This window comes from Cystobacter fuscus (assembly GCF_002305875.1).
Classification (GTDB): domain Bacteria; phylum Myxococcota; class Myxococcia; order Myxococcales; family Myxococcaceae; genus Cystobacter; species Cystobacter fuscus_A.
Map to the genome: position 1 here is coordinate 3761099 of NZ_CP022098.1, position 26929 is coordinate 3788027.

The 26929-nt window shown below is 68.3% G+C and carries 22 protein-coding genes; 14 read left to right on the plus strand and 8 right to left on the minus strand.

The features are described from left to right. Positions 1-56: 56 nt before the first annotated feature. Complete coding sequence (locus CYFUS_RS15510; RefSeq protein WP_095992023.1) at positions 57-2504, plus strand: S9 family peptidase; 2448 nt, start codon at positions 57-59, stop codon at positions 2502-2504. A 57-nt stretch (positions 2505-2561) separates the two neighbouring features. On the opposite strand, the gene CYFUS_RS15515 is transcribed toward CYFUS_RS15510, so the two are convergent. Continuing rightward, on the minus strand, positions 2562-3221 hold the full coding sequence (locus CYFUS_RS15515; protein WP_095985932.1) for a hypothetical protein: 660 nt from the start codon (positions 3219-3221) through the stop codon (positions 2562-2564). A 6-nt stretch (positions 3222-3227) separates the two neighbouring features. After that, positions 3228-5240 (minus strand): ATP-binding protein, encoded by a 2013-nt coding sequence (locus CYFUS_RS15520; protein ID WP_095985933.1) that lies wholly within the window; start codon positions 5238-5240, stop codon positions 3228-3230. Between the two features lie 218 nt (positions 5241-5458). Between CYFUS_RS15520 and CYFUS_RS15525 the strand changes: the two genes are divergently transcribed. Further along, positions 5459-5839: a DUF5335 family protein gene (locus tag CYFUS_RS15525; protein ID WP_095985934.1), complete on the plus strand. Its 381-nt coding sequence runs from the start codon at positions 5459-5461 to the stop codon at positions 5837-5839. A gap of 46 nt (positions 5840-5885) precedes the next feature. Here the strand turns inward: CYFUS_RS15525 and CYFUS_RS15530 are convergent, their stop codons facing one another. Next, positions 5886-6155 carry a DUF2277 domain-containing protein gene (locus CYFUS_RS15530; RefSeq protein WP_095985935.1) on the minus strand — a complete coding sequence of 90 codons (270 nt, stop codon included), beginning with the start codon at positions 6153-6155 and terminating at the stop codon, positions 5886-5888. 46 nt (positions 6156-6201) lie between these two features. Next, entirely contained in the window at positions 6202-7071 is an 870-nt protein-coding gene (locus CYFUS_RS15535; protein ID WP_095985936.1) for an alpha/beta fold hydrolase, read from the minus strand. Between the two features lie 104 nt (positions 7072-7175). Between CYFUS_RS15535 and CYFUS_RS15540 the strand changes: the two genes are divergently transcribed. The 3 genes from CYFUS_RS15540 to CYFUS_RS15550 all read left to right on the plus strand — a co-directional run bounded on the left by CYFUS_RS15540 (position 7176) and on the right by CYFUS_RS15550 (position 10801). Further along, positions 7176-7544 (plus strand): winged helix-turn-helix transcriptional regulator, encoded by a 369-nt coding sequence (locus tag CYFUS_RS15540; RefSeq protein ID WP_095985937.1) that lies wholly within the window; start codon positions 7176-7178, stop codon positions 7542-7544. Positions 7545-7642: 98 nt separating this feature from the next. Continuing rightward, positions 7643-8701, plus strand: coding sequence for a patatin-like phospholipase family protein (locus tag CYFUS_RS15545; RefSeq protein WP_198316586.1), 1059 nt, complete (start codon positions 7643-7645; stop codon positions 8699-8701). Between the two features lie 234 nt (positions 8702-8935). Further along, positions 8936-10801 (plus strand): ATP-binding protein, encoded by a 1866-nt coding sequence (locus CYFUS_RS15550; protein WP_232537580.1) that lies wholly within the window; start codon positions 8936-8938, stop codon positions 10799-10801. 3 nt (positions 10802-10804) lie between these two features. Here CYFUS_RS15550 and CYFUS_RS15555 read toward each other — a convergent pair whose 3' ends face one another. Next, positions 10805-11461: a class I SAM-dependent DNA methyltransferase gene (locus CYFUS_RS15555; RefSeq protein WP_095985939.1), complete on the minus strand. Its 657-nt coding sequence runs from the start codon at positions 11459-11461 to the stop codon at positions 10805-10807. A 281-nt stretch (positions 11462-11742) separates the two neighbouring features. Here CYFUS_RS15555 and CYFUS_RS15560 point away from each other — a divergent pair, with 281 nt between their 5' ends. After that, positions 11743-13083, plus strand: coding sequence for a cytochrome P450 (locus CYFUS_RS15560; protein WP_095985940.1), 1341 nt, complete (start codon positions 11743-11745; stop codon positions 13081-13083). Between the two features lie 44 nt (positions 13084-13127). On the opposite strand, the gene CYFUS_RS15565 is transcribed toward CYFUS_RS15560, so the two are convergent. Next, positions 13128-13901 carry an N-acetylmuramoyl-L-alanine amidase gene (locus tag CYFUS_RS15565; protein ID WP_232537581.1) on the minus strand — a complete coding sequence of 258 codons (774 nt, stop codon included), beginning with the start codon at positions 13899-13901 and terminating at the stop codon, positions 13128-13130. Between the two features lie 181 nt (positions 13902-14082). Here CYFUS_RS15565 and CYFUS_RS15570 point away from each other — a divergent pair, with 181 nt between their 5' ends. From CYFUS_RS15570 to CYFUS_RS15610, 8 genes are all read left to right on the plus strand, one after another. Further along, on the plus strand, positions 14083-15567 hold the full coding sequence (locus CYFUS_RS15570) for a glutamate-cysteine ligase family protein (protein ID WP_095985942.1): 1485 nt from the start codon (positions 14083-14085) through the stop codon (positions 15565-15567). Between the two features lie 422 nt (positions 15568-15989). Next, positions 15990-18089 carry a RiPP maturation radical SAM C-methyltransferase gene (locus tag CYFUS_RS15575; RefSeq protein ID WP_095985943.1) on the plus strand — a complete coding sequence of 700 codons (2100 nt, stop codon included), beginning with the start codon at positions 15990-15992 and terminating at the stop codon, positions 18087-18089. Between the two features lie 46 nt (positions 18090-18135). After that, positions 18136-18570: an NHLP leader peptide family RiPP precursor gene (locus tag CYFUS_RS15580; protein WP_095985944.1), complete on the plus strand. Its 435-nt coding sequence runs from the start codon at positions 18136-18138 to the stop codon at positions 18568-18570. Positions 18571-18736: 166 nt separating this feature from the next. Further along, positions 18737-20305: a radical SAM family RiPP maturation amino acid epimerase gene (locus tag CYFUS_RS15590; protein ID WP_095985946.1), complete on the plus strand. Its 1569-nt coding sequence runs from the start codon at positions 18737-18739 to the stop codon at positions 20303-20305. Next, on the plus strand, positions 20302-21486 hold the full coding sequence (locus tag CYFUS_RS15595; RefSeq protein WP_095985947.1) for a methyltransferase: 1185 nt from the start codon (positions 20302-20304) through the stop codon (positions 21484-21486). Before CYFUS_RS15590 ends, CYFUS_RS15595 begins: the two co-directional genes overlap by 4 nt. After that, on the plus strand, positions 21459-23318 hold the full coding sequence (locus CYFUS_RS15600) for a type 2 lanthipeptide synthetase LanM (protein ID WP_095985948.1): 1860 nt from the start codon (positions 21459-21461) through the stop codon (positions 23316-23318). Before CYFUS_RS15595 ends, CYFUS_RS15600 begins: the two co-directional genes overlap by 28 nt. Before the next feature lie 12 nt (positions 23319-23330). Continuing rightward, entirely contained in the window at positions 23331-24416 is a 1086-nt protein-coding gene (locus tag CYFUS_RS15605; RefSeq protein WP_157758461.1) for a trypsin-like serine protease, read from the plus strand. 12 nt (positions 24417-24428) lie between these two features. Further along, positions 24429-24692 carry a hypothetical protein gene (locus tag CYFUS_RS15610; RefSeq protein WP_095985950.1) on the plus strand — a complete coding sequence of 88 codons (264 nt, stop codon included), beginning with the start codon at positions 24429-24431 and terminating at the stop codon, positions 24690-24692. Here the strand turns inward: CYFUS_RS15610 and CYFUS_RS15615 are convergent. Beyond that, a complete protein-coding gene (locus CYFUS_RS15615; protein WP_095985951.1) occupies positions 24682-26334 on the minus strand; it encodes an alpha/beta hydrolase family protein in 1653 nt (550 codons plus the stop codon). The two genes, CYFUS_RS15610 and CYFUS_RS15615, sit on opposite strands and share 11 nt — an antisense overlap. Beyond that, positions 26331-26765 carry a PH domain-containing protein gene (locus CYFUS_RS15620; RefSeq protein ID WP_095985952.1) on the minus strand — a complete coding sequence of 145 codons (435 nt, stop codon included), beginning with the start codon at positions 26763-26765 and terminating at the stop codon, positions 26331-26333. The genes CYFUS_RS15615 and CYFUS_RS15620 overlap by 4 nt, the downstream gene beginning before the upstream one ends. Positions 26766-26929 lie beyond the last annotated feature (164 nt).

The following is a 26929-nucleotide window of genomic DNA, read 5'->3' on the forward strand; positions in this document are numbered from 1 at the left end:
GGAGAGGGCCTGGTGAGCTTGAACGCAGGGTGGTCGCGAGCCAGACTCCCATCCAGATGATCCCGACCTCCCTCCTCGCCGCGCTCCTGTCCGCTACCGCCACCGCTCCGTCCCCGGCGATCGACAGTGGCTACCACATGCCGCCCGCGCCGATCGCGCGGATCCTCGCGGCGCCTCCCACGCCCATGGTGCGCGTGAGTCCGGATCACCAGACGATGGCGCTCCTGGGCCGCGAGAACCTGCCGACCATCGCCAACGTGTCGAAGCCCATCCTGCGGCTGGGCGGCTACCGCATCGATCCGGTGACCAACGGACCGGCGGAAGTACGCGTGCAGTGGCTCAACGCGCTGTCCTTCCAGGAGGTGGTGAGCGGGAAGGTGACGCCGGTGCGCCTGCCGGCCGACGCGCGCTTCTTCGCGCCGGACTGGTCACCGGACGGCAAGCGGCTCGCGCTCGTCGTCCAGCAGCCCGACGGACTGTCACTGTGGGTGGTGGAGCGGGACGGCTCGGCGCGGCTCCTGGTGACGGGGCTGAACGCCGCCTTCGGCTCGCCCTATGAGTGGACGCCGGACAGCCGCGCCCTGATCGTGCGGCGGGTGAAGGCGGATCGGGGCGCGCCACCGGTCGCTTCTGGCACTCCCACCGGCCCGATCGTGGAGGAGAGCATCGGCCGGGTGACGGCCGCGCGCACCTATCAGGACCTGCTCCAGAACGCGACGGACGAGGCGCTGTTCGACCATTACTTCACCGGCCAGCTCGAGCGCGTTCCCCTCGATGGCTCGGCGCCGCGAGCGATTGGCGCGCCGGGGCTGATCACCCACTTCTCCGTGTCGCCGGACGGCCGCTATCTGCTCACCGAAACGCTGAAGCGGCCTTATTCCTATCTGCTGCCCGCCCCCTTGTTCCCCACCGTGATCGCGGTGTCGACCCTGGACGGGCAGCCGGTGAAGACGATCGCCGACCGGCCGCTGGCGGATGATCTGCCGGTCGATTTCGATGCCACCGTCAAGGGACCGCGCGAGGTGGAGTGGCGCTCCGATGCTCCGGCGACGCTGCTCTGGGCCGAGGCCCAGGATGGGGGCGATCCCAAGGCGAACGTGCCCTTCCATGATCGCCTCTGGATGCAGGCGGCCCCGTTCGATGTGGCGCCGGTGAAGCTCGCGGACCTCCAGAACCGGTTCGAGAAGATCCTCTGGGGCCGCGGCGATCATGCGCTGGTGATCGATCGCAAGTGGAAGACGCGCACGGAGCGGCGCTCGGCGGTGGATCCCTCCAAGCCCGGCACGGCACGGCTGATCACCGAGCGCAACTACCAGGATCAGTATGGCGATCCCGGGATGCCACTGCTGGAGGACAACGCCGCGGGCAAGCCGGTGATGCGCTACACGTCCGATGGTCGCGCCCTCTTCGTGTCGGGCGAGGGCGCGACCCGCGAGGGCGCCTTTCCCTTTCTCGATCGGCAGGAGCTCGCGGACGGCAAGGCGACGCGGTTGTGGGTCGCCAAGGCCCCCTACTATGAGGACGTGGTGGCGCTGCTCGACGAGGGCGGCAGCCGCATCCTGACCCTGCGTGAGAGCGCGAAGGAGACGCCGAACTACTTCATCCGCACGGTGAAGACTGGCAAGGCCAAGGCGGTCACCGCCTTCGCGGATCCGGCGCCGATCTTCGCGGGCGTCACCCAGAAGACCATCACCTATGCCCGGGCCGATGGACTGCCCTTGTCGGGCACGCTCTACCTGCCGGCTGGTTACGAGCCGAAGCGGGACGGACCGCTGCCGACGCTGCTGTGGGCCTATCCGGCCGAGTACACGGATCCCAAGGTCGCAGGGCAGACGGTGGATCAGGGCAACCGCTTCACCCGCCCGCGCGGCACCAGCCACCTGTTCATGCTGACCCAGGGCTACGCGGTGTTGGACGATCCCTCCATGCCGATCGTCGGTCCGAATGGAACAGAGCCCAACGACACCTATATCGAGCAACTGAAGGCGGGCGCCGAGGCCGCCGTCGACGCGGTGGTGAAGTTGGGCGTGGCGGATCGCCACCGGCTCGCGGTGGGCGGTCACAGCTATGGCGCCTTCATGACGGCCAACCTGCTCGCCCATACCGATCTGTTCCGCGCGGGCATCGCGCGCTCGGGCGCGTACAACCGGACGCTCACCCCATTCGGCTTCCAGTCGGAGCAGCGCACCTACTGGCAGGCGACGGACATCTACACGAAGATGAGCCCCTTCACCTTCTCCCATCGGATCAACGAGCCCCTGCTGCTGATCCATGGTGGAGCCGACGACAACCAGGGCACCTTCCCGGTCCAGTCGGAGCGCTTCTACGCCGCGCTCAAGGGCAATGGCGCGACCGTGCGCTACGTCGTGTTGCCGAACGAGCCGCATGGCTACCGCGCCATGGAATCGACCGGGCACACGCTCTGGGAGATGGCCCAGTGGCTCGACCGCTACGTGAAGAACGCGCCCGCGCCCGTGGCTGGTGGAGAGCCGGAGGCACGGTAGGCGCTCATTTCCTCCGGGGCGATACCGGGCCCTTGATCTTCACTGAGACGAGGGCCCCTATTTGCCCGTTGGGTGACTGCCCGTTGGGTGACCGAGCTGCTTCCCGAGCGGCCGGGTGTTGGTGACCTGGAGCCCCGAGCCGGCGGCGTAGACGAACACCTCGCTGGCGGGAGGAACGTCGATGGACGCGCGTCGGACTCCGCCACCGAGCACGAGTTCCGTCTCGACCTGGTGGGTGCCCGGCGGCAGGCCGTGGATGATGGCGGTCCGCCCATCACCGGAGGGCCTGCGCACATGGTCCACCGACACGGTGCAGGACTTCTGGCAGCGGACGTGGAGGACGGAGCTGGCCTCCTTCTTCCTCACCACGGGAGCCACCGGGCGGGAGTCCGCTCCGGTCTTCGGAGACGAGGACTCCCGTGGGGACACGAGCAGCCCGCCCTTCGCGTCGACATAGACGCTGGTCTCGGGCACGTCTGGAATGTCGAGATAGCGGATGGCCAGGGAACGGCCGAGGAAGCCCTTCACCTCGAGGCGCCGCTTGCCGGGAGCAACATCCTTGAACTCCCAATCCCACGGGGCGTCATGAAGGCGCCGGCCGGGTTTCCCCTCGAGAAGGACGGTGCAGGTCTCGACGCAGCGGATCCGCAGCGTGGTGCCCTCGGCGGCGAGCGTGGGGGTCGCGAGCAACAGGAGGAGGAGGCAGAGCGCACGCATGAAGGGTCAAGACGCGCCGCCCGGAGGCGGGGAAGGGGAGCGGAGGGAGGCGGCGCGCAGCAGGCGGAGGACGGCGGCGCGCAGCTCCTCATTGGTGGCACGGGACTTCACCAGCATGGCGGAGACCTGGCGGGCCAGCTCTGGTTCGGCCTCGCGCACGGAGAAGAGCACCACCGGGGCGGCGGCGAGCAGTGGCTCCAGGGGCAGCAGTCCGCCTTCGGGCAGGACGTTCTCGGCGATGACCAGTGGGAAGGACTCGGCGCGGAGCGCGGACTCGGCCTCTGGCGGGCTGCGCGCGGGGACCACGTCCGCCACGTCCCTCAACACGTCCGCCACCACGCGGCGGTTGTCCTCGTCCGCCTCCACGTGCAGCAGGCGGGGACGCCCGGACCCTGGGCCGGGCTCGCTGGCCGTCTTCTCCCGGAGCGGCACGGGTATGTTTCGGGTGTCCGCCGGGGCATGCCATTCGGGCAGCTCCACCCGGAAGGTGGTGCCAACGTCCTCGCGCGAAACGAAATCCAGCGTGCCTCCCAGTTGCGTCACCAGCGCCCGGGTGATGGAGAGCCCCAGTCCGGTGCCTCCCTTGCGCCGGCTGTCCGAGCCATCCGCCTGGGCGAACTTCTCGAAGATGCGCGCGCGGAAGGACTCGGGGATGCCCGGCCCGTGATCCTCCACGCTCACGCGCAGCCGCGAGCCCACCCGCTCCAGCCGCAGCGTGACGCGCTCGCCGCGTGGGGAGAACTTGAGCGCGTTGGACAACAGGTTGGCCAGCACCTGGAGGAAGCGGTCCCCATCGACGAGCGCCCGGGCGCCAGGTGCCGCCAGCGCCAGCTCCACCCGCGCGTCGCACTCCTCCGCGTAGCCCTGGTGCGCCTCGACGGCCTGGGCGAGCAGCGTGCCCAGCTCCAGGGGTTCGAGCTGGAAGTCCAGCTTGCCCGACTCCATCTTCTCCAGGTCGAGGATGTCGTTGATGAGGCGGATGAGGCGCTCGGTGTTGGTCCGCGCGATGCGCACCATGTCCTGGGCCTGGGGAGGCAGCTCCCCGAGGATTCCTCCCTCCAGCAGGCCGAGCGAGCCGCGGATGGAGGTCAAGGGCGTGCGCAGCTCATGGCTGACGGTGGAGACGAACTCGCTCTTCATCAGCTCCACCTGGCGCTGCTCGGCCTCCAGGCGCTTCTGCTCGGTGACGTTGCGCGCCACCCCGTAGAAGATGCCCTCCTCCACGTTGACGGTGGCGTTCCACTGGAGCCAGTGCCAGGTGCCGTCCTGACCCCGGCAGCGGTGCTCGAAGCGGGGGAGCGGCTCGCCCCGGGCCCCGCGCGCCAGCCACTCGGCGGTGGTGGCGCGATCCTCCTCGTGCACCAGCTCCAGCAGCGGCCGCGTCAACAGCGCCTGCTCGGAGTAGCCGAGCGTGCGGGTCCACGCCTGGCCGAGCTGTCGGAAGGTTCCATCCAGCCCGGCGATGCAGAGCATGTCCACCGACAGCTCGAAGAAGCGCTCCTGCTGGGCCAGCGCGGTGCGTGCCTCCTTCATGGAGAGGGCATTGAGTTCCAGCTCCACCCACGAGGCCAGATCCTCCAACTGCTGGCGCTCCGCCTCGGTGAAGTCGCGCGCCCGGCGGTCGAGGAGGCAGAGTGTCCCCACGGGGCTGCTGTCCGCGGCGTGAATGGGATGGCCCGCGTAGAAGCGCACGTGGGGCGAGCCCGTGACGAGCGGGTTGTCGGCGAAGCGTGGATCCTCCAGGGCGTCGCGCACCACGAAGGTGTGGGGGGCGAGGATGGCGTGGCCGCAGAAGGAGATGCCACGCGCCGTGGAGGCGGTATCCAGGCCCACCTTCGCCTTGAACCACTGCCGCGACTCGTCCAGCAGCGAGACGATGGAGATGGGCACCTGGAACATCCGCGCCGCCATCCGGACGATGCGGTCGAAGCGCTCCTCGGCCGGGGTGTCCAGCAGACCCAGACGCAACAGGGCCTGGAGACGCCTGGGTTCATCGAGCGGCAGGAGGGGGGGGATCATCCAGCCCTAGTCTATCCCGCGCCCCTGGTACGTGGGGGGTTGCCGTCCACTCGTCCGCCCGGGGAGAAGGGGCTCCGGGGGGAGTCGGGACGTGTCCTGGACGCCGACGAGCCAGGGCCTGGTTCGGGAGGCCCCTGGCGCATCAGGGAAGCGGGCCCGTCATCCGCGCGGCGCACGCCTTACGGTTCAAGGGCAACACGACAGCGCGGAGGCGCCCCATGACACACATCAACCAGGAGATTCCCCGGGAGCAATGGGCGGATTACCTCGCCCGGATCAGCAAACAGGAACACGACGAATGGGTGCGCGTCGAGTCCATCAGTACCGATATGGGAGACCAGCCCCTGTCCGAACGCCTGCCGCTCATCGACATCATGCTGGAGACCAAGGGCAGTGACGCGGGCGCGGTGCAGATCACCGTGGGCCGCGAGAACGAGCAAATCACCCATCGCATCCTCGAACCGGAGCGCCTCGTCGCCGAGCTGAACGGGAATGGCGGCGTGTTGGAGTGCCTGGAAATTTGTGAGCGTGGAAATGCCAAGACGCTCATCTTCTTCGAGCGCACTTCCATCTTCGATGACATGGCGGCCCCGATCTGAACGCCGAGCCGGCGGCGCGCCTGGAGCCCGATCCAGGCGTGCCGGCTCAGCGGGGCTCGGCCTTCTTGAAGCGCAGCCGCCTGGCCGCCTCGAAGCTCACGCGATCCCGTGGCGGCGTCGTCGCCACCAGCCCCTCGAGCATGCGCTTGGAACTCTGGAAGATCTCCTCGACGGCGATCTCGAAGGCGTCGGCGTTCTGTTTCGACGGCTTGCGGGTGCCGGCGATCTTCCGGACGAACTGCAGCGCCGCCGCGCGGATGTCTTCGTCGGTGGCGGGAGGCGCGAAATTGAACAGGGGCTTGATGTTCCGGCACATGTCCCAAGCCTAGCAGCTCGCGGCCCACGCTTCCGCGCTCCGGGCTTCAGCCGAGGAAGTGGGCCAGGTGACGCAGGAGCTCCTCCGGGCGCTCCTCCGGAATGGCGTGGCCGCATTCGGGAATGAGGTGTCCGGCCACGTCGTCGGCGATGGGTACCAGCTGGCGATACAACGCCTCGCCGACCACGTTTCCGCCCAGCGCCAGGGTCGGGACCTTCAGGCGGGCCCGCGCGGCCTCCTGGATGAGGGCGGCGTTGCCCTTGAATGCCCGGTAGGGTCCGAAGCCGCCCCGCAGGCCCTCCACTCCGGAGAAGGCGGCCACGTATTCCTCCCGCGCCTCGGGCCGGATGCCCCGTTGCCCGTACGTGTGATGGACGTAGAACCAGTCGAGATAGGCCCCCTCGTTGCCGACCAGGACGCGCTCCGCCAGCTCGGGCACCTCGTGGAAGCCGAACCACCACGGTCTGCCCTGCGCGAGGAAGGACTCCGCGCCCGGCAGGCCCGCGAGGATGGCCTCGCTCAACACCAGCCGGCGCACCTTGCCTGGGTGGCGCAACGCCAGCATGAAGGCGACCTCCGTTCCGAGATCGTGCGCGACGACATCGGCGCGGCCTGCTCCGAGATGCTCGAGCAGGGCGGCGGCATCGTCGGCCAGGGTGTGCAGGTCATAACCCGTCTGGGGCCGGCTGCTGTGCCCGAAGCCGCGCAGGTCCGGGGCGATCACCATCCGGGTCGTGGCCAGGGTGGGAATGACGCGGGCCCAGGTGAACCAGGTGAACGGCCAGCCATGCAGCAGCAGCACGGGTTCGCCGTGACCGGCGAGCGTGTAGTGCACCTGGATGCCATTGACCCGCGCGAAGTGGTGCCCGAAGCCGGGGGCCTCGAGGGTCTTGAGCGGTCGTGGGGAGGGATTCATGCGCGTCTCCTCGATGGGAAGGTGCGCATTAGTCACTTTGGGAAACCTGGTGTAAAGAGGATACCTGGAAGTGTTCTGGTTACCTGGAGGAAACCCTGGTGGCGATGAAGAAGGAACGCAAGGGAGATGCCTACTCGGCGCGCTGTCCGGCGCGTCTGGTGTTGGATCAGATCGGAGACAAGTGGACCGTGCTGATCCTGGGTGTACTCGTGAAGCAACCCACGCGTTTCAACGAGTTGAAGCGCCGGCTCCAAGGGGTATCGCAGAAGATGCTGGGACAGACGCTCAAGAAGCTCGAGCGCAACGGACTGGTGACTCGGCAGGTCTTCGCCACGGTTCCGGTCACCGTGGAGTACGCCATCACACCGCTCGGGCGGACGCTCGCGGGTACGGTGGACGCGCTTCGCCAGTGGGCCGAGCAACACATCGACGAGGTCACCCGGGCCCAGGAACGCTTCGACGCGCGTCCTTGAACAGGGACGGGACGGGCGTCCGGATGGCCGCTGGCCTGGGTCCGCCTTCTTCACATCCAGCGTTCGCTGCCCTCTGCCTCCTCGAGGAGGACGGAGCGATGATGGAACCCGACAAGGTGGATCTGGTGTTCGAGGGGGGAGGTGTCAAGGGCATCGCCCTGGCGGGGGCGGTCGAGTGCCTGGAGACGATGGGGCTGAAGCCGCAGAACGTCGTGGGCACTTCGGCCGGAGCCATCGTCGCGGCGCTGGTGGCGGCGGGGTACTCGGCGAGGGACGTGCGCGGCATCGTGGCGGGGCTCGACTACCGGCGCTTCCGGGACATGCGCCTCCTGGATCGGTTCCCCGTGGTGGGTCCCGTGCTGGGCCTGCTCCGGGAGAAGGGCCTCTACGAGGGTGCCTACCTCGAGAGCTGGTTGCGCAAGCTGCTGGCCGAGTCGCCTCGCCAGGTGCACACCTTCAAGGACCTGCACTGGGAGGACGAGGAGGGACGGGAGGTCGACCCGAAATACCGCTACAGGCTCCAGGTCGTCGCCACGGATCTCTCCCGGCGCAGGCAGATCGTCCTGCCGTGGGACATCCGGGACTATGGGAGGGATCCCGATCAGCTCGACGTGGCCTGGGCGGTGCGGATGAGCATGAGCCTTCCCTTCTTCTTCGAGCCCGTGCGACTCGAGGATGGTCAGGGCCACACGAGCTTCATCGTGGACGGTGGCGTGCTCAGCAACTTCCCCGTCGACATCCTCGATGACGAGAGCGCCCATCCGCGGTGGCCCACGTTCGGACTCAAGCTGGTGGAGCGGACGCGGGCGGATGGCCGGGAGGAGGTGGTGCCGTGCCGCATCCAGGGGCCCGTCTCGCTGCTCAAGGCGGTGATCTCCACCATGCTCGAGGCGCACGACACGCGCTACATCGAGCAGAAGAACTTCGATCGCACCATCGCCATCCCCACCCTGGGCGTGAAGACCACGGACTTCGGTCTGCGCGAGGAACAGGTCCACGCGCTGTACCAGGCGGGCTACACGGCCGCCGAGCGGTTCCTCCAGACGTGGGACTTCCAGGGGTGGATCCGGAGGTACCGCCAGTCCGAGCCGCCGAGCCAGGAGACGGCGGGCGAGAGGGCCCGGGAGGGTATCACGGCCCTGGCGGCGTCGATGTGAGGGGGGTCCGTTCGTGGGAGGAGGCGCGTGATGGCTCCTCCACGAGCGCCTGGCTGGCGGCTTCCCGTCCGCCCCTTGGGAAAAATCCTGTCCCCGAGGACAATCGCCCGAGCCGCGCCGCGAGCCCATCCCCGCGAGTGCCGCCACGCAGCCATGGCGAACCTCCCCATGCCCGAGACACTCCCCTCCGCCCATCCGCCACCCGAGCCTCGGGAGGAGGCTTCCGCGCCCCCCATGCTCCGCTCCTGGCTCTGGGAGCAGCTGGACTCGATGCTCTCGGAGTCCCTGCGGCGGGCGGAGCCCTCGGAGCTCATCCGCTACCGGATCATGGTCGGCGCCGCCTGCTTCTTCTCGCTGATCAACGGGGTGTTCCTGCTGCGCTCCTTCTCGCAGGGCAACTTCCCGTATGCGGCCATCCTCGCCAGCTTCGGCTACGTGGGGACTTTGGTGTTGGCGCGCAGGGGCCGCACGCCCATCGCGCCCGCGATGGTCCTGCTGGCGACCCTGACCCTGGGGCTGGTGATCACCACCTTCACGAGCAGGAAACCCACGGGCGGCGATCATGCCGTGAACATGTTGCTGCCCGTCCTCGCGGTGTACCTGGTGGGGCCACGACTGGGGTTGTCCATCACCCTCGCCCTGTTCGTGACGCTGGGCCTCATCCACCCGTATTACCGGTCGCAGGTGGGCATCGATCCCAGCACCCTCACCCTCAGCGGCCTCTGGTTCAGCCATGTGTTCGCGGGCATCTCCTCCCTGGGCGTGTGGGCCCTGAGCTCGCTGCACAGCACCGCGCGCGACGCGGCGCAGGCCACCATCGAGCGGACGGTGCGGGAGCTTCGCGACAGCCAGAGCAAGCTCAACAGCGTCTTCGAGAGCACCGACGACATCGTGGTCTCGATCGATTCACAAGCGCGCCTGCTCACCGCGAACTCGGCCGCGAGGTTCATCTACGAGCACCGCGGCGGCATCGTGCTCGAGCCCGGGATGCCGCTCTTCCAGCATGAGGCGCCCGAGATCCGCAAGGCCTGGGATGCCCGGCTCGTCCAGGTGCTCCAGGGCCAGCGCCTGCGCTTCGAGCAGACCTACCAGGACCAGCAGGGCCTGTTGGTGCTGGACACCAGCGTGCATCCCATCGTGGAGGAGGGAGGCCGGGTCGTGGGGATGACGATCTTCGGCCGTGATGTCACCGCCCGGAGGCAGGCCGAGGCCCGGTTGGGGGAGATGCACCGCACCCTGGTGGACGTGTCGCGCCAGGCGGGCATGGCCGAGGTCGCCACGGGCGTGCTCCACAACGTGGGCAACACCCTCAACAGCGTGAACATCTCCACCAGCCTCGTCATCGATCAGCTCCGCAAGTCCCGGGTGACGAGCCTCGCCCGGGTCGCCACCCTGCTGCGTGAGCACCTCGCCGACCTCCCCGCCTTCTTCGCCCGGGATGCCCAGGGCCAGCAGCTGCCGCCCTTCCTCATCGCGCTGTCCGCGCAGCTCCAGGAGGAGCGGGCGGCCATGCTCCGGGAGATGTATTCCCTGGGGGAGAGCGTCGAGCACATCAACTCCATCGTCAGCATGCAGCAGAAGCACGCGCGGGCCGCGGGCGCCGTGGAGCATGTGGCCGTGCCGCAGCTCATCGACGAGGCGTTGCGCCTGCATGCCGTCTCCTTCGATCGTCAACGCATCCAGGTCGAGTGCGACTACGCCGAGGTGCCCCCCATCTTCGTGGATCGGCACAAGCTGCTGCAGATCCTGATCAACCTGGTGAGCAACGCGCGGCACGCGCTGGTGGCGAGTCCGAAGACGGACAAGCGGATGGGCATCCACGTGCGGCGCGCACCCGATCCGGGGCATCTGCACATCGAGGTGACCGACAATGGGGTGGGCATTGCTCCGGAGAACCTGGGGCGCATGTTCTCCCAGGGCTTCACCACGAAGAAGATGGGGCACGGCTTCGGCCTGCACATCAGCGCCCTGGCCGCCGCCGAGATGAAGGGGCGGCTGTCCTGCTCCAGTCCTGGTCTGGAGCAGGGTGCCACCTTCCTCCTCGATCTGCCGATGCAGACCGAGGTCCCCCCGGTCCAGGAGGACGCGGAACCCTCATGAGGGTCAGGCCCTTCGCCAGAGCAGGGCGAGCAGCCGGGGTACGTCCGAGCGCGGTGCACCCGGGTCCCGGCAATCCCTCGCTCGCACCAGCACGAAGCCCGCGTCCGCGGCCGCGTTCAGGTACTCCGAGACGTCGTGCAGGTGGCTGCGGACGTTCTGGAGGGCGCCGGTGTCCGGGTCCACGAAGTACGCCTGCTTGCCCTGGAGCTGCCGGAAGGGGTGCAGCTCGCAGACGAAGAGCGCGCCGCCTGGCCTGAGCACTCGCCTCGCCTCGGAGAAGACGAAGGACAGCTCCTCGATGTGCTCCAGCACCAGGTTGCAGGTGACGGTGTCGCGAGAGGCCTCCGCGGCGGGCCAGCGCTCGCGCAGGTCCTGCAGGAAGAACTGGACGTGTTGAACCCCCGGGCGCTCGCGGGCGCGGTTCAACATCTTCTCCGAGGCATCGAGCGCGAGCAGGCTGCGGGCCTGGGGGGCGAGCCACTCGGTGTTCTTCCCGGTGCCGCAGCCGATCTCCAGGACGTCACCTCGGAAGAGGGACGGCTCCTGGTCGTGGAGGATGGCGGCGTCGAGGTCACGCGTGGCGTTGGCCTGGGTGTCGTACACCTCGGACCAGACGTCGTACGCGGTCGCCACTTCGTCGGGGGGACGCTTCGTGGTCATCTTCATCTCCTCCGTGGGGAGGTGACGAAGGCTCGCCACCTTCCCGTGTCTGGGGCCTCGCGGCCCACGGGTTCAGGTGACGTAGCTTTGTTCGCCCCCTCGAGGAGGAGGCCCGCAGCAGCGTCACTGCTGCGGTCCAGCGGTCGTCTGGCTACCACGCCCTCGAGGGGGGTGTCAAAGCGCTCCGTTTCCTCGGGGAGGGGGCTCTCTTTCCCGTGAGGTAGGATTGTAATCTTTCATCTCCAAGGGCCACTTCCTCCCATGGCCCGGAGACGCGCGACATGACTGCCCAGGCCGATCCCCACGCTCCCTCTCCCGAGAACCTTCCGCTTCCGCCCGGCAGGACGGGACTCCCGCTGCTCGGGGAGACATTGGACTTCCTGCGCTCCAGCCGTGCCTTCACCGAGCAACGGCGGAACCAGTACGGCCCCGTCTTCCGCTCGCACGTGCTGGGCTCGCCCGCCGCGTTCCTGACCGGCCCGGACGCCATCCAGTGGATCTTCGCGGGAGAGGGCAAGTACCTGAAGAACCGCTGGACGCCGGGAGTCCGCCGGCTGCTCGGAGCCAACAGCCTGTCGCTGCTCGAGGGCGAGGAGCACCTGGAGCGGCGCCGCCTGCTCGCACCCCACTTCAGCTACGCGACGATGCGCGGGTTCGTGCCCGCCATCGAGTCGCTCGCCACGCGGCACTTCGAGCGCTGGGCGGCGCTCCCGGGGGACTTCACCCTGTGGCCCGCCATGCGCGAGCTGGCCTTCGAGATCGCCCTGTCGCTCATCTTCGGCCAGGACACCGTGGACGTGCCGTTCCTGATGCGCCACTTCCAGGCGTGGACGGCGGGGCTCTTCGTCCCCCTGGCGGTGAACCTGCCCTGGACGAAGTTCGGACGGGCGCTCGCCGCGAAGAAGGCGATGATCACCTATCTGGATCAGCTCGTCGCCGAGCGGCAGAAGCGGACCGAGCAACCGCCGGATCTGCTGGGCTCGCTGCTGCGGCACCGGGACGGGGAGGAGCCCCTGCCGCGAGAGACGATCGTCGAGGAGCTGCAGTTGCTGCTCTTCGCCGGACACGACACCACCGTCACCGCCACCTCCAACCTGATGCTGCTCCTGGCCCAGCACCCGGACGTGCTCCAGAAGGGCCGCGAGGCGGTGGCGGACATGGAGGGCCCCCTCACGTTGGATGGGCTGCGGGCGATGCCCTACCTCGTGCAGTTGATCCACGAGGGAATGCGCCTCATTCCGCCCATCGGTGGGGCCTTCCGCGTCACCACGCGGGACGTGGCCTTCAAGGGCTTTCGCATCCCCAAGGGATGGATGGTGCCCGTGAGCATCCGGACGGCGCACGCGGGCGATCACTGGCCCCTCCCGGAGCGCTTCGATCCCGAGCGCTTCGGCTCCGAGAACAACGAGCAGCGCAAGCCGGGCACGTTCATCCCCTTTGGGGGGGGACCGCGCATCTGCCTGGGGCAGCACTTCGCGATGGTGGAGATGAGCGTGATGCTGGCGCTGCTGCTCAAGCACTACACGTGGGAACTCGTGCCGGGGCAGGATCTCTCGTACCTCCTGGTGCCCTTCCCCCAGCCCCGGAGCGGCATCCAGCTGCGGTTGCGCCGGCGGAGCTGAGACCACGCGCCTGCCTGAGCCGCGCCGCCCGGTGAAGCGTCACGTCAGAGGACGGCGTCCACGGCTCGGCGCACACGGGCCCAGTCGAAGTTGTCGGCGGGGTCCGTCTTGCGGCCCGGGGCCACGTCACGGTGGCCGAGGATGTTCTCCTTGGGTACCCGGTACGTACGGGCCAGGTACGGCACGAGCCGCTCCAGGATGCGGTACTGCTCTTCCGTGAAGGGCGTCGTGCCGGAGCCGTCGTTGGTGAGCTCGATGCCGATGGAGCGCAGGTTGACGCTGGGCTTCGTCTCCCCGCGCAGCGAGGACACCCCGGCATGCCAGGCGGCTCGCGAGTCCTGCACCAGTTGGTAGAGCGTCCCTCCGGGTGCCACCAGGTAGTGCGCGCTCACGCGATTGGGGCCGCTGCCCTTGCGCAGCGTGGCCAGGTCCACGCTGGCTCGGTTGGAGGCGGTGTGGTGCAGGAGGATGACGTCGATGTCCGTGCCCCGGCGCGGCTCGTGGTTGGGAGAGGGCCGGGAGACCACCGTCGGCTTGTAGACGGGCACCAGGGCCTTGAGGAGCGCCGCGCGCGTGCCGGGCCCATAGACGCCGTCCGGGGTGAGCCGCCAGTCGCTCTGGAAGGCCTGGAGCGCGGTCTTCGTCTTCGGCCCGAAGTCCCCATCCGCCCGGGCTGTCAGGTACTTGAGCCGCACGAGCACCGTCTGGAGTCGTTGCACCTCGGGTCCTTGCGCGCCCTCTTGGAGCTCACCCTCGGGCAGCGACGAGGAGGTCGGAGCGGCGGAGGAGGGAGATATGGCGGAAGCAGTAGTGGACATGGGTTCGATCATACCGGGAAGCCATTCGGCGAGCCGCTGGCTGGCGGCCAACTGTCCAGCCGAGCGCTGAAGGACACGCCCGCGAGAGTTGGCTCGCCCACGGCATTGGCCGCCAGCCCATGGGGGGCTCCCTCTGCTGGAGGGAGGCTCCCTATCTTGAATGTGACGACAGGAGGCCTCCGTGGGTCAGGCCCTCGACAAAGAGGAGTTCACTCCGGAAGACGTGGCGCGCTTCTCGGCGCGGCTGGAGGAGTCGCTCGAGGCGCTGGAGCGAGTCCTTGCCCGTCCAGGCTTTGGCGTGGGGCCTCGCACGTTGGGTGCCGAACTGGAGGCGCACCTCGTGGACCGTGGAGGGCGCGCCCTGGGTGTCTGCGGGGAGGTGCTCGCGCGTGCCCGTGATCGTCAACTGACGGTGGAGCTGGGCCGCTTCAACGTCGAGTTCAACGCGGGGGTGGTGTCGCTGGCCGGGAGGCCGTTCCGCGAGTTCGGGGAGGATTTGACGCGCATGCTCGCGCGGCTGCGACGCGCCGCGGGCGAGGTCGGCGGCCGGGTAGCGCTCGTGGGCGTGCTGCCGACCCTGCGGCTGGAGGATCTGGAACCGAGCGTGCTGTCTCCCTTCGCCCGCTACCGCGCCCTCCAGCATGGCTTGCGGAGCCACCGCGCGCGTCCCTTCCGGCTCCACATCGAGGGCGAGGAGACGCTCAGCCTCGAGATGGAGTACGTCAGCGCGGCGAGCGCTTGCACCTCGATGCAGTACCACCTGAAGGTGGATCCGGTGGACTTCGCGCGAGCGCACAACGCCGCCCAGCTCGCCATCGCCCCGGTGCTCGCGCTCTGCGGCAACTCGCCCCTCTTCCTCGGGCGCCGGTTGTGGCACGAGACGCGCATCCCGCTCTACCGCCAGGCGACGGACGGGCGCTCGAGCGAGGAGGAGTCGATGGAGCTTCCCTCGCGCACGGGCTTTGGCCACGGCTGGGTGCGGCAGGGCGCGCACGAACTCTTCGCCCAGGGGGTGGCACTCCATTCCCCCCTGCTCCCGGTCGTGGGCCAGGAATCACCGCTCGAGGTCGTGGCCGGTGGTGGGGTACCGAGCCTGAGTGAGCTGCGGATGCATCAGGGCACCCTCTATCCCTGGAACCGCGCGGTGTACGACCCCTCGGGTGGTGGCCATGTGCGGGTGGAGATGCGTGCGCTCCCCTCGGGGCCCAGCGTGCCGGACATGCTGGCCAATGGAGCCTTCGCGCTCGGACTCACCCTGTCGCTGATGAAGGAGGTGGAGGGGCTCGTGACGCGGATGCCGTTCCGCTGCGCGCGCACGAACTTCTACCGCGCGGCGCGCGAGGGGCTGGACGCGCCCTTGTACTGGCCGGGCCTCCCTGGCCAGCTCCTCGCGGTCCAGCCCGTCCGGCAACTCCTGCCCCGCCTGCTGGCGCGGGCGCGGGAGGGGCTCGTCGCGGCGGGGGTGGACCCGGAGGATGTGGAGCCGCTCTTCGAGCTCCTCGAGGGCCGGCTGCGCACGGGCCGCACCGGAGCGCGCTGGCAGCTCGACATGCTCGCACGGCTCGAGGCGGACCGGCCCCGGAACGAGGCGCTCACCGCGATGTTCGAGCGCTACCTGGCGCATTCCGAGGAAGGCATGCCGGTGCATACCTGGCCGGATGTGTGAGGATCCGGTTTCATCCATACCTGCCAACAGCCATTCCCATCCCAGTCAGTGATGCTGGCTCTTCTTTCGCTGCAATGGCCTGGCGGCGCCCCTCTGAGACAGTCTCCGCGAGCGTTTGGAGCCGGAGTCCCTACCAGATTCAATGTCACGGTTGGGCCACGGACTTGAAACCGCTGGTTGGGCATCAGAATCCGTACGGCTTGTTCTATACTTGACGGATTACCAGACGGAACGGCAGCCGGGCCCACTCAGCCGCAGGCGCCGCGCGGTGGTGATGAATTCCCAAGAAAAGTTTCTCCACCATCTTCTTTGTATGGTACGACGAGGCCGCAACCGGTTGGCTTGTCCGGGATTGCGTCGAGAGAGCGCGTAGGGGCAGGAAACCTTGTACGCCGCATAAGACCGCGGGGGGGAAAGGTCGAATGAGCAAGAGCGCAGGGTTGTCGGCTTCGCTTGGAGCGCATGAGGCCCCACGGGATGCTGAACCCCCAGCGTATCCGTTCCGCTCCGGCGCCATTGATATGGTGTTCTTGTGCATGCCCTATGCGTCCGTTGAGCGGCCGTCGCTCGCTCTCGGCACGCTGGCCGCGGTGTTGAATCGGGAGGGAATCACCACCCGGTCCATCCATGCCAATTTGGAGTTCATGGCCCGCATCGGCCGGCTGGTCTACGAAACCATCAACAGTACAGAGATCACCCTCCAGATCGGAGAGTGGACCTTTTCCGAGGCGGTGTTCGGACCCCAGCCTGACATTGACGGCTTCGTCGACGGGCTGGTTCACCGCGGCTATCCCAGGGACGGGCTGAGGGAGATGCTGCTGGGCGTGCGCGCCGAGGCCACGAAACTCGTGGATGATCTGGCCCACCAGGTTCTGGCGCTGAAGCCAGGGATTGTCGGTTGCAGCTCGGTCTTCCAGCAGCATTGCGCCTCGCTCGCGCTGCTCCGCCGCATCCGGGAACTGGCTCCCTCGGTGGTGACCATGTTGGGAGGGCCGAATTGCGAGGGGGAGATGGGCGCCGCCACGCACCAGCAGTACCCGTGGGTGGACTTCGTCGTCTCCGGCGAGGCCGACTCGCTGCTGCCAGAGCTCTGCCGGCGGATCTTCACCCATGGTCCTGGGATGGCGATGGAGCTGCTGCCCCATGGCGTCCTCGGTCCTGCCTCTCGAGGTGCCGACGCCGCGGGAATCAATGCCGGAGCGCCGGCCGATGCCGGGCGTGCGCTGATCCCCAGACTCGACGAACTGCCAGTGCCGGATTTCGATGACTACTTCGAGCAGTTGGCGGCCTCGCCGCTGTACGAGTATGTCATTCCAGGCCTGCCGATCGAGACCTCCCGCGGCTGCTGGTGGGGCGCCAAGCACCATTGCACCTTCTGCGGCCTGAACGGTTCCGGCATGGAGTTCCGCGCCAAGTCGCAGGAGCGTGTACGAGAGGAGGTTCTCCAGCTCTCGGCCCGCTACGGCATCAAGAAGTTCCTCGCGGTCGACAACATCCTCGACAACAAGTACTTCTCAAAGGTCCTGCCTTTCCTCGCCGAGTCCGGCGACATGCTGTGGTTCTACGAAACCAAGGCGAATCTCCGCCGGGAGCAGGTGGAGTTGTTGTCCCGAGCCGGGGTGCGTTGGATCCAGCCGGGCATCGAGGCGTTGGACGATGGGCTGCTGGGGTTGCTGCGCAAGGGCTGCTCGACCGTCATCAATGTGCAGCTGCTGAAATGGGCCTATGACTACGGTATCTGGGTGGTTTGGAACCATCTGTACGGCGCGCCGGGGGAGAAGCCCGAGTGGTACGAGCGTGTCGCCGACTGGCTGCCATTGATCGTGCATCTGCAGCCACCGTCGGGTGGTGCCTTGACCAGCATCCGCTTCGACCGTTTCAGCCCCTACTTCAACAAGCCGGAGAGCTTCGGCCTGAACCTCAAGCCCTGCTGGGGTTACGGACAGGCCTATCCGGTGGCGCCCGAGCAGTTGGCGCGGCAGGCTTATTTCTTCTTCGACGACAACCCGCCCCGCCCGCCGCCACTGCGGCTGATGGAGCGGATGGCGGACTGGGCGAGCCGGTTCTATGCCTCGCGCTCCAGTCTGACCGCACTGCTCCGGCGCAGCGAGAACGCGCCGGTGCTGGAGATGAGCGCCGACGGCCCCCGCTTGAAGATCCGCGACACCCGGCCCTGTGCCGTGGCGCCGCTGCACGAGTTGACCGAGCTGGAAGCACGGGTCTGCCATGCCCTCGACGGCGCGCTTGGAGCGCAAGCGCTGGTGCAGAGCCTGCGCCGCGCCGGATGTGACGCGCGGGACGCGGAGATCGAGCAGGTCCTCCAGCGGTTGGTTGAGCTGAAGATCGTCGGGGATTTCGGCGGAAGGTACCTCTGCCTCGCCACCGACGAGCACCCGGTTCCCTATAGGTCGTTCGGTGATTTCGCCGGCGGTCTGCTCAGTGTCAACGCCCGCCGGGCGCAGATGAGCCCCGAGGCACCCTGGGATGTCTCGTTGAGTGAGTTGTTCGCCGCCTCCCAGTAGCCGTAGCAGCGTCCGTCCCGCGACACCGCCACGAAAGGAACAGCAGATGACCACCACCACGCCCGCCCCCGCGCCGAAGCCGATGAGCCGGCGCGAATTGGAAGCCCGTATCATCGCCAAGGCCTGGAAGGACCCGGCCTACAAGCAGCGCCTGACCAGCGATCCCAGGGGGGTGCTGCAGGAGGAGTTGCAGGCCATCGACCCGGCGATCAAGCTGCCCGGCGCCCTGCAGATCCAGGTGCACGAGGAGAACCCCAACCTCTTCCACCTAGTGTTGCCGCGCAATCCGAACGACGTCAAGCTGAGCGAGGTGGTGGGCGACAACCTCGAGGCGGTGGCGCCCCAGACCATCGTCGTGCTGGTGGCGGCGGCCATCGCCGTGGTTGTCAACGCCGCGGCCGCGGCCAACGTCAACGCCGCGGCCAACGTCAACGCCGCGGCCAACGCCAACAGCGTGGCCAACGCCAACTCCGTCGTTTGAGGGGGACCGCCCCCCCAGCATCCCGCTTCCCTCGCATTCAGGCGAGCGGGGTGTCGAACCTCCAGCGGGTGGTCGTCGCCTGATCACCCGCAGTCCCCAACCGAGCCCCTAGAGGAGGGGCACCCCCGAGCCCGGGCCCTCCCACGCCCCAGAAGATGAGTTGCCCATGGACCACAGCCCTCGCGATTCGCAGAGCAACGAAATGACCTACCCGGAGGGGATGAGCATGACTGAAGCGCAGCCCGCTACGGTGTCCGCGCATGCCTGGCCGCCGCTGACGATCGGTCAGGCCAAGCGCGTGCTGGAATGGTGGTCGTCCTCCGCCGCATTCCGCGAACGGGTCATGGCCGATCCGGAGCGCGCCGGGCATGAGTACAAGCTGGGGTTCAACCCCGACCTGATCCGCCCGCTCTGGGACGACGGCTACCACAAGGACCCGGCCAACGAAGGGCGGCCCACGCATCCGGTGGTCGAGGCCTACCGCGCGTTCTTCCGGAAGAAGACGCAGTGGCGCGAGCAGGTCAAGAAGGAGTGCGCTCCCGACGAACCGCGCTTCAAGGCCTGGCGAGCCCGCCAGATCGCGCGAAACGCCATGGAGAATGGCCAATACGACAACGGCATCATCCACGCCCCTTTCGCCATCGAGCTGAACGATGGTTGCTCGGTCGGCTGCTGGTTCTGCGGGGTCGGCGCGACGAAGTTCGTCGAAACCTGGCGCTACACGGAGGAGAACGCAGCGCTGTGGCGCTCGGTGCTGAAGGTGATGAACGCCAAGATCGGCGCCGCCGCCAGGTGGGGCTTCTGCTACTGGGCGACCGACCCGCTGGACAACCCGGATTATGAGCACTTCGCTGGCGACTTCGCCGACATCACGGGCATGTACCCGCAGACGACCACCGCTCAGGGCCACAAGGACCCCGAGCGGGTCCGCAAGCTGCTCGCGGTCTCGGAATCGCGTGGCTGTCTGATCAACCGCTTCTCGGTCCTGACCGAGCCGCTGTTGCGGCAGATCCACGCGGAGTACACGCCGGACGAGCTGACCCGGGTCGAGATCGTCGCCCAGATGCGCGACGCGACGGTGCCCAAGGCCAATGCCGGCGCCTTCCGGGCGCTGGCCAAGACCCGCGGCAATGTCCTGTCGATGGAGCAGCGGAAGCTGGCGCAACTGGCCGGAGCCACCCGCGCCGCGGCCGACGCGGGGCAGGAGCCGACGACGGTGACGGTGCCGCAGCCCGGGACCATCGCCTGCGTCTCGGGCTTCCTGATGAACATGGTCAAGCGCTCCATCAAGTTGATCAGCCCCTGCCGGGCCTCCGAGAAGTGGCCGCTCGGCTACATCGTTTTCGAGGAGCGCACCTTCACCGACGCCGCCGACCTGCAGCGTTCGATCGAGGAGATGATGGCCACCCACATGCCGCTCGAGCTCAAGCCGGAGGATCCGATCCGTATCAACCCGAGCTTCCGGTTGGAGCCGGCGCCCAATGGCTTCCGCGTGATGTCGCCGATGACGGGCGTGGAGTTCATGCGCCCCGATAAGGCCGAGTTCATCGGCTCGATCGGCCAGCTCGTCGGCTCGGGGGAGCGCACGGCGGGGCAGATCGCGTTGTCGACCCTGTTCCAGTATGGCGTGCCCGAGGTGAGCACGCTCGGCACCCTGGGCGCGATGTTCGAGCTGGGGCTGCTGGTCGACGCACAGGGCCGCATTGCCGGCGAACTCCCGGGTGGGGCGCGATGACGCCGCGGCTCTCCACCGCCGTCGACGGGCTGCGCGACCACCTTGACCGGGTTGGCTTTCGCCAGCTCTACAAGTACATCGCGACGGTGAACCACTATGCCGTGATTCCCTCCCTGGTCACGCGCGACACGGCCCCCGCGGTCCACCGCTTCTTCGACACGGTGCTGGAGGGCGCGGCGGAATTCGCCCTGCTGCAGTGTCTGATGACCGGGCGCGCCGCGAAGCATGCCTCCCTGCCGGACAAGGATCGGGTATTGGCCGACGCGCTGGTGGAGGCCGGGTTGCTGCGGGCAAGCCCGGACGGGCGCGAGGTCTCGGGCGCTGACCGCCAATTGATCTCGGCCTTCGGAGTGGACCTGCTGATCGACCGGCGGATCCACTTCGGCGGCGACGTTCACGAGGTCTACATCGGGCCAGACAGCTACTGGATGCTCTACTACATCGATGTCGCCAGCATCCGCCGGGACCATCGTGCCGTTGACCTCTGCACCGGCAGCGGCATCGCCGCGCTCTATCTCTCGCTGTTCTCCGACCATGTCCTGGCCACCGACATTGGCGACGTGCCCCTGGCCCTGGTCGAGGTGAACCGCCGCCTGAACCGGCGCGAGGCGTCGGTGGAGATCCGACGCCAGGACCTCCGCGACACCCTCGAGGGCCGGGAACGGTTCGACCTGCTCACCTGCAACCCGCCCTTCGTGGCCATCCCGCCCGGCTACCAGGGCACGCTCTATGCCCAGGGAACCGGCGTTGACGGCTTGGACTACATGCGCGACATCGTCGCCCGCCTGCCCAGGGTGCTGAACCCGGGCGGCTCGGCCTACCTCGTCGCCGATCTGTGCGGCGATGCCCACGGTCCGCACTTCTTTGGGGAACTGGAGCGCTTCGCCGCGGACGACGGCATGCGAATCGACGCGTTCATCGACCATGTCCTGCCGGCCTCGGCGCAGGTCGGCGCGATGTCTTCCTTCCTGAAGCGTGCCGCCAGGCTGCCCGCCGAAGCCGACGTCGCCGCCGACGTGGTGGCGTTCCAGCGCGACACGCTGCGCGCCGAGCATTACTACCTGACCACGCTTCACCTGCGGACCGCGGCGCCGAATCCCGGGCTGCGGGTGATGCGACGCGGGGCCTTGCCGAAGAGCCGCTCGGAGGACACATGGCCGGCGCTGCTGCTCTCGTCGTGACCACGCCCGACATGATGCTGCACGAACTCCTGCGAGAGGAGCCGGACCGCGCCACGGAACGGATGAGCGAGGCGCTCCGTCAGCGTTGGCAGGCACAGTTGGGACCGGGCCGCCTTGCCCGGCGGCTGGCCTGGGCGGCGGAGGGGTCTTCCGGCCCGTCCACGGCCCCAGCCCACGGGGAGGCCTTGCTGGCGGCGGCGCTGGAGAACCCCGAGGCCCCCGTTCTGTCCGGCGGCCTCGACCCCGCGGCGCCCATTCCCTTCGAGGAGGTGCTCCTGCCCCTGCTCGTTGCCGCCCGGTCCGAGCTGGAGCGGGAGGCCGGTGCGGCGCTCCGACTCTTCACGCCGTCGGCGCTGGCCAGTCTGGAGCGTGGCCTGCTCGTATTGCTCTCCCATCTCGCCTTGCCCGTTCTCGGGTCCGAGTTCTCGCTGCGGCGGGCGCTCGCCGGACGATTGCCGTGGCTCGAGCGCCCGGGGTCCACCGACGATTACCGGTCCTTCGTCACCGCGATGCGCTCCGGGGAGCTCGGACTGCTGTTGCGGGAATACCCCGGCCTGGCCCGTCTGCTGGCGATCGCCGCACGGGGTTGGGTGACAGCTCATGGCCGGCTCATGGTGCGTCTCGGCCGGGACTGGCCCGACCTGCGCGCCAGCTTCGGCTTCTCCGACGGCGAGTGCCGGGTGGAGGGGATCGCGACATCCTGCTCCGACCCTCATGACGGAGGGCAGAGCGTGGCCATCCTGCACCTGACGGGGGCCCGGCCCCTGGTCTACAAGCCGAGGCCCCTCGACATGGACGACGGCCTGCGGGAGTTGCTCGGGTGGGCGAACAGCGCGGGCTTTCCCTGGCCGTTCCGCGAGGTAGGCCTGCTGCCCCGGCAAGGGTATGGATGGATGGAGCATGTGGCCGCCGCCCCGTGCGATGACGAGGCGGCCGTCACGCGTTTCTATGTCCGTTCCGGGGCGCTGTTCTGCTTGTGGTGGCTCCTGCAGGGCACCGACATCCACCACGAGAACCTGATCGCGAACGGTGAGCAACCGGTGATCGTCGATGCCGAGACGCTCCTGCACCCACGCCCCTTCCCGGGCGTCGCTCGCGGCCTCGGCCCCGGCGCCGGCCGCGGTGACGACGCGGAAGGGGACTTCGCCCGGGCGCTGCGCGAGAGCGGCTTCCTGCCCTCCGGAATGGCCGTGGATCTTTCCTGCTGGGGTACTGGCGGAGGGCTCGACACTCCCTTCCTGGTGACCCGGTGCCGAGCGGTCAACTCGGACGCCATGGCCGTGTGCCATGAGCCCTTCCATGTGGCGCCGCGGCCCAACCTGCCCGTGCTGCACGGCCGGAGCGTGCCGGCTGCACCCCATGCGGAGGCGATCATCGACGGCTTCACCGCGATGTTCCGGCTGGTGCTACGCGAGCGCGCGGGCTTCCTGGCGGTGCTCGACCGTTTCGCTGGCCGCGGCGGGCGCTTCGTGGCACGGGCGACCAATGTGTATGGGTTGTTGCTCGGCGCCTCCCTGCTGCCCGAGTGGCTGCGCGAGGGTCCGGCCCGGGGGGTTCTTTACGAGCAGTTGCGCCGTGCGGCGGTCGAGGAAACGCACCGTCCGGCATGCTGGCCGCTACTCGACGCCGAGCTGGCCGCGCTGGAGCAACTGGACGTGCCCCGCTTCACCAGCCGTTGCGATCTGCCCTCGCCATGCTGGCCCACTCCCCTCGATGAGGCCCGCGCCAGGGTGGTGAGCGCGTCGGAGGATGCGCTCGAGCGACATGTGGCGGCGCTTCGGCGGGCGCTGTCGCGGCTTGTTGGTGAGACCCCTTGCCCCGAAGCCACTTGAAGGAGAACCAGAATGAGCGTCGAACAACAGGTCAGGACCGTGCTCCACCTGCTTACTGGGAACGCCCCGCGATCGGCATCGGGTCCGGGGGGGCCCGGCAACTTCGCCCCCGCCGCCCGGGCCATGGTGGCGGCCACGGGAGGATTTCAGTCCCCTGGCCCCAGCCCGGTGGAGACGCCGGACTGGATGACCGACTCCTGCATCCAGGCTCTTGGGCTGGGCGAGAAGGAAACCTGCGGGGTCATGGGGAGCGACGTCGCACTGAAGGTCTATGTCGAGAAGAAGTTGCCCAAATCCAGGCTCGGCAAACCCGTGCCCAAGGTCGTGTCCCTGGACGGCATGGCGCCCATCCTCACCGACGTGGTGGAGATCGGGAAGGTCCGGCTGCAAAGCAATACGCAGCGGATCCGCCCGGCGCTGCCCGGCTTCTCGGTGAGCCGCGCTGAAGACCCACCGAACACCGGCACCTTTGGCCTGGTGGTGCGCAAGAAGGGGCAGGCCTCGCCGTTCTACCTGCTCAGCAACTGCCACGCCATCGCGGCCTCCGGTCTGGCCAACAAGGGCGACATCATCATCCAGCCCGGCGCGGCGGACGAGGGCGTGGCCACGGCGGATCGAATCGGGGCCCTCTCCGAGTGGGTGCCGTTCGACTTCACTCCGAACAGCACCCAGAACAACATCGACGCGGCCATCGCCCAGTTGGATGACAATGTCGCCAGCGCGGCGATCGCGTTGCTCGGCGTCCCCACCGGTGTGAACACGACCCTGACCCGGGGGATGTACGTGCAGAAGGTCGGGCGAACCACCAGCCTCAGCGTGGCCCGCATCACCGATGTCGACCTCGTGTTGAACCTGTCCTATCCCACCGCGTCGGGTCTACAGCTGGCCACGATGCGCGACCAGGTGCTGGTGACCTTCTATTCCAATCCAGGTGATAGTGGTTCCAGCGTGCTCGACATGGACAACAAAGTCGTGGGGTTGCATGTGGCTGGTTCCAGCGTCGTCGGGATCTTCTGCAAGATTGGCAACGTCCTGGAGCGCCTCGGTCTCGAGGTGGTGACCCAGGACAATCTGGGGACTCCGGTCACCACCGGCTGAGGGGAGGGCACCATGGCCAGCGAACAGGAGGCAAGGCGGTTGTTGTCCGCCGTTTCCGGGCACCTGACGGCCCTGCCGAACGTCATCGGCGTCGGCGTCGTGCCGGCCGAGGGCAAGAGCTCCGAGGCCTGCATCGCCGTCTATGTCCGGTCGAAGGTCCCCAAGGCGGCGCTCAAGCCCGAGGAGCTCGTGCCAGAGACGGTGAAAGGTCAGGTCGATGGTGTGTCGCTCCAGGCGCCGACCCGGGTGATCGAGGTCGGCGACCTCAGGTTTTGAGCCCGGCGCGGCTGGCCAGCCACGTGCGCAGCCGCGCCAGGAACTCGGGTGCCACGGGCCGAGGCTCGAAGTACTCCGCCAGACTGGACTGCCCACGGGTGCGCTTGAAGAGGTGGTCCAGGCCGGGAAACAGGGCATAGGTGCAGTCCCGCCCGGAGCGGCACGCCGCCGCCAGCAGGCGTTCGGCATCCCGTTCGGGCGAGACCTGGAAGTCCTCGCCGCCCTGGCACAGCAGCATGGGACAGCGGACCTTGCCAATCAGCTCACTCGTCGGATGGCGGAGGAACTCCTCGTACCAGGTCCGGGTCCGGAAGGTGGCCAGGAGGTGGTGCGGGAGCTGCTCCGCGTCCCAGGGGCTCCCGGAGCGGATCAGCTCCGCCACCTTGCGGGTGTCGGCTTGCTGGGCTTCGATTTGCGCCTCGCTGAGGCCCAACCGCTGGCCATGGGCGAGGATCTGATCGGCCAACACCTCGTCCAGGTCGCGCCCCATCGCCGCCATCAGCACCACCCCGCGTACCCCGGGCTCGCTCGACGACTCGCCCGCCAGCACCATCGCGATCGTCGCGCCCTGGCTGTGGCCGATCAGGAAGAGCGGCTGGCCCGCGGCCTCCGGGCGGGCGGACAGGTAGGCAAGGCAGGCGCGGGCATCGGTGATGTCGGCGCCAAGGCCGCGGTCAAGAAAGTCGGCACCGAGCCCCGTGGTGCCGGCACCGCGGGTGTCGAAGCGCAGACCGACGAAGCCGTGCGCGGCGAGGTCGTCCATCACCTCGTGGCTGCCGAGATCGATCTCGCCAGCGATGCCGTGGCGGTCATGGGTACCGGAGCCGCTGATGAACAAGACGGCGGGGAAGGGTCCCTTGCCCGGCGGTATCGAGAGGGTGGCCCCGAGGGGCGTCACGGGTCCGGCGATCTCCACGTCCTCCAGCCGGAAGCGGGCGCTCTGGGGCGGGCGGTAGGCGAGGGGCGGCGCCCCGGGTACCAGCGGGTCCGGCCAATCGGGCACGGGGGGTCCCTGGCGGATCAACGTGGCGCTGAAGCCGGAGTCGGGACTCCGCGCCTCCAGCATCACCCCCGACTCGTCCAGCAGGACCTCGGTCCGGTGGGAGGTCCGATGCCAGCGGCCGGAGGATGCCACCAGATCTTCGGCCGGCGAGGTCTCGTAGGGAACCGTGACGAGCGTATTGGCGACGAACAGTTTCAGCTTCAGGTGCTCGACCGGGGGCGGGGCGGCCCCTCCCGACATGGCCGCGTAGATCAGTGCCAGGGTAGCCGGGAAGTTGCCGTCCGAGAGGAAGGTGGCGCCCGCGCGGTCCAAGCTCTGGGTGGAGCCGTCCGGGAGCAGGACGTCCACCTGGTTCGCGGAGAAGCGCAGTTGCAGGCGGACATTGTCACCTTGCAGGCTGTAGCGCACCGGTTCCAGCGCCGGGGTACACCACAGTTCGCCACGGAGGCGGAGCTTGGCGCCACCGCTGCCCATCGCCGCCGGGTCGACCTCGGCCAGGAAGGTCAGGCGGTGCAACTCCCCCTGCTCCTCTCCATGGTAGGTCGTCCATTGTTCGACGCACACCCGGTCGAGCATCGTCACCCGGTAGAACAGCGTCGGCTGCCCGGCGAAAAGCAGGCGGGCCCAGGACGGCATCATGCTGGAGCGCCCTTCAATGTCCTCAGGCAACCCGCCAGATCCTCTGGTGCGATCAACAGCGCGTAGCCTTCCGAGGTGGGGATGTAGAGCGCTTCCTCGCCGCGGCCGAGGAAGACCAGGGCCTTCTCGCCATTCTGCAGGCGGAACCATCCTGCCCGGTAGCCAGGCAGCCCGACTCCCATGGTGCGCCACTTCGGCGCCAGGTCCGGGGATTCACGCAGGTTGACGATCCGCGCTGACTCCAGCCGGAGCGCCGCGGCCGGTATCTCTCGACCGAACGGACTGCCCCGGATACGCAGCCCTTCGTTGGAGATCTCGAACTTTGGAGCCCGCAGGGCGAGCAGCAACACCACGAGCACGAGTAGCAACGTGACGAATATGACCCACAGCACGCCGCGAGAGCCGTGGGGTGCCATCTGGTAGACGTGCATCAGGATCCTCCACGCGGCTGGCCGCCGCCAAGGGGGGCGCCCGCTGCGGGATGCGTGCCAGCGGCCACCAGAAGGAATGCCAGCTCCTGCCAAACCGCCTACTGCTTAGTAGTGCGACGACCTCGCGTCATCAACCCTTCGGCCATTGAGGCCTTGAGTGCACG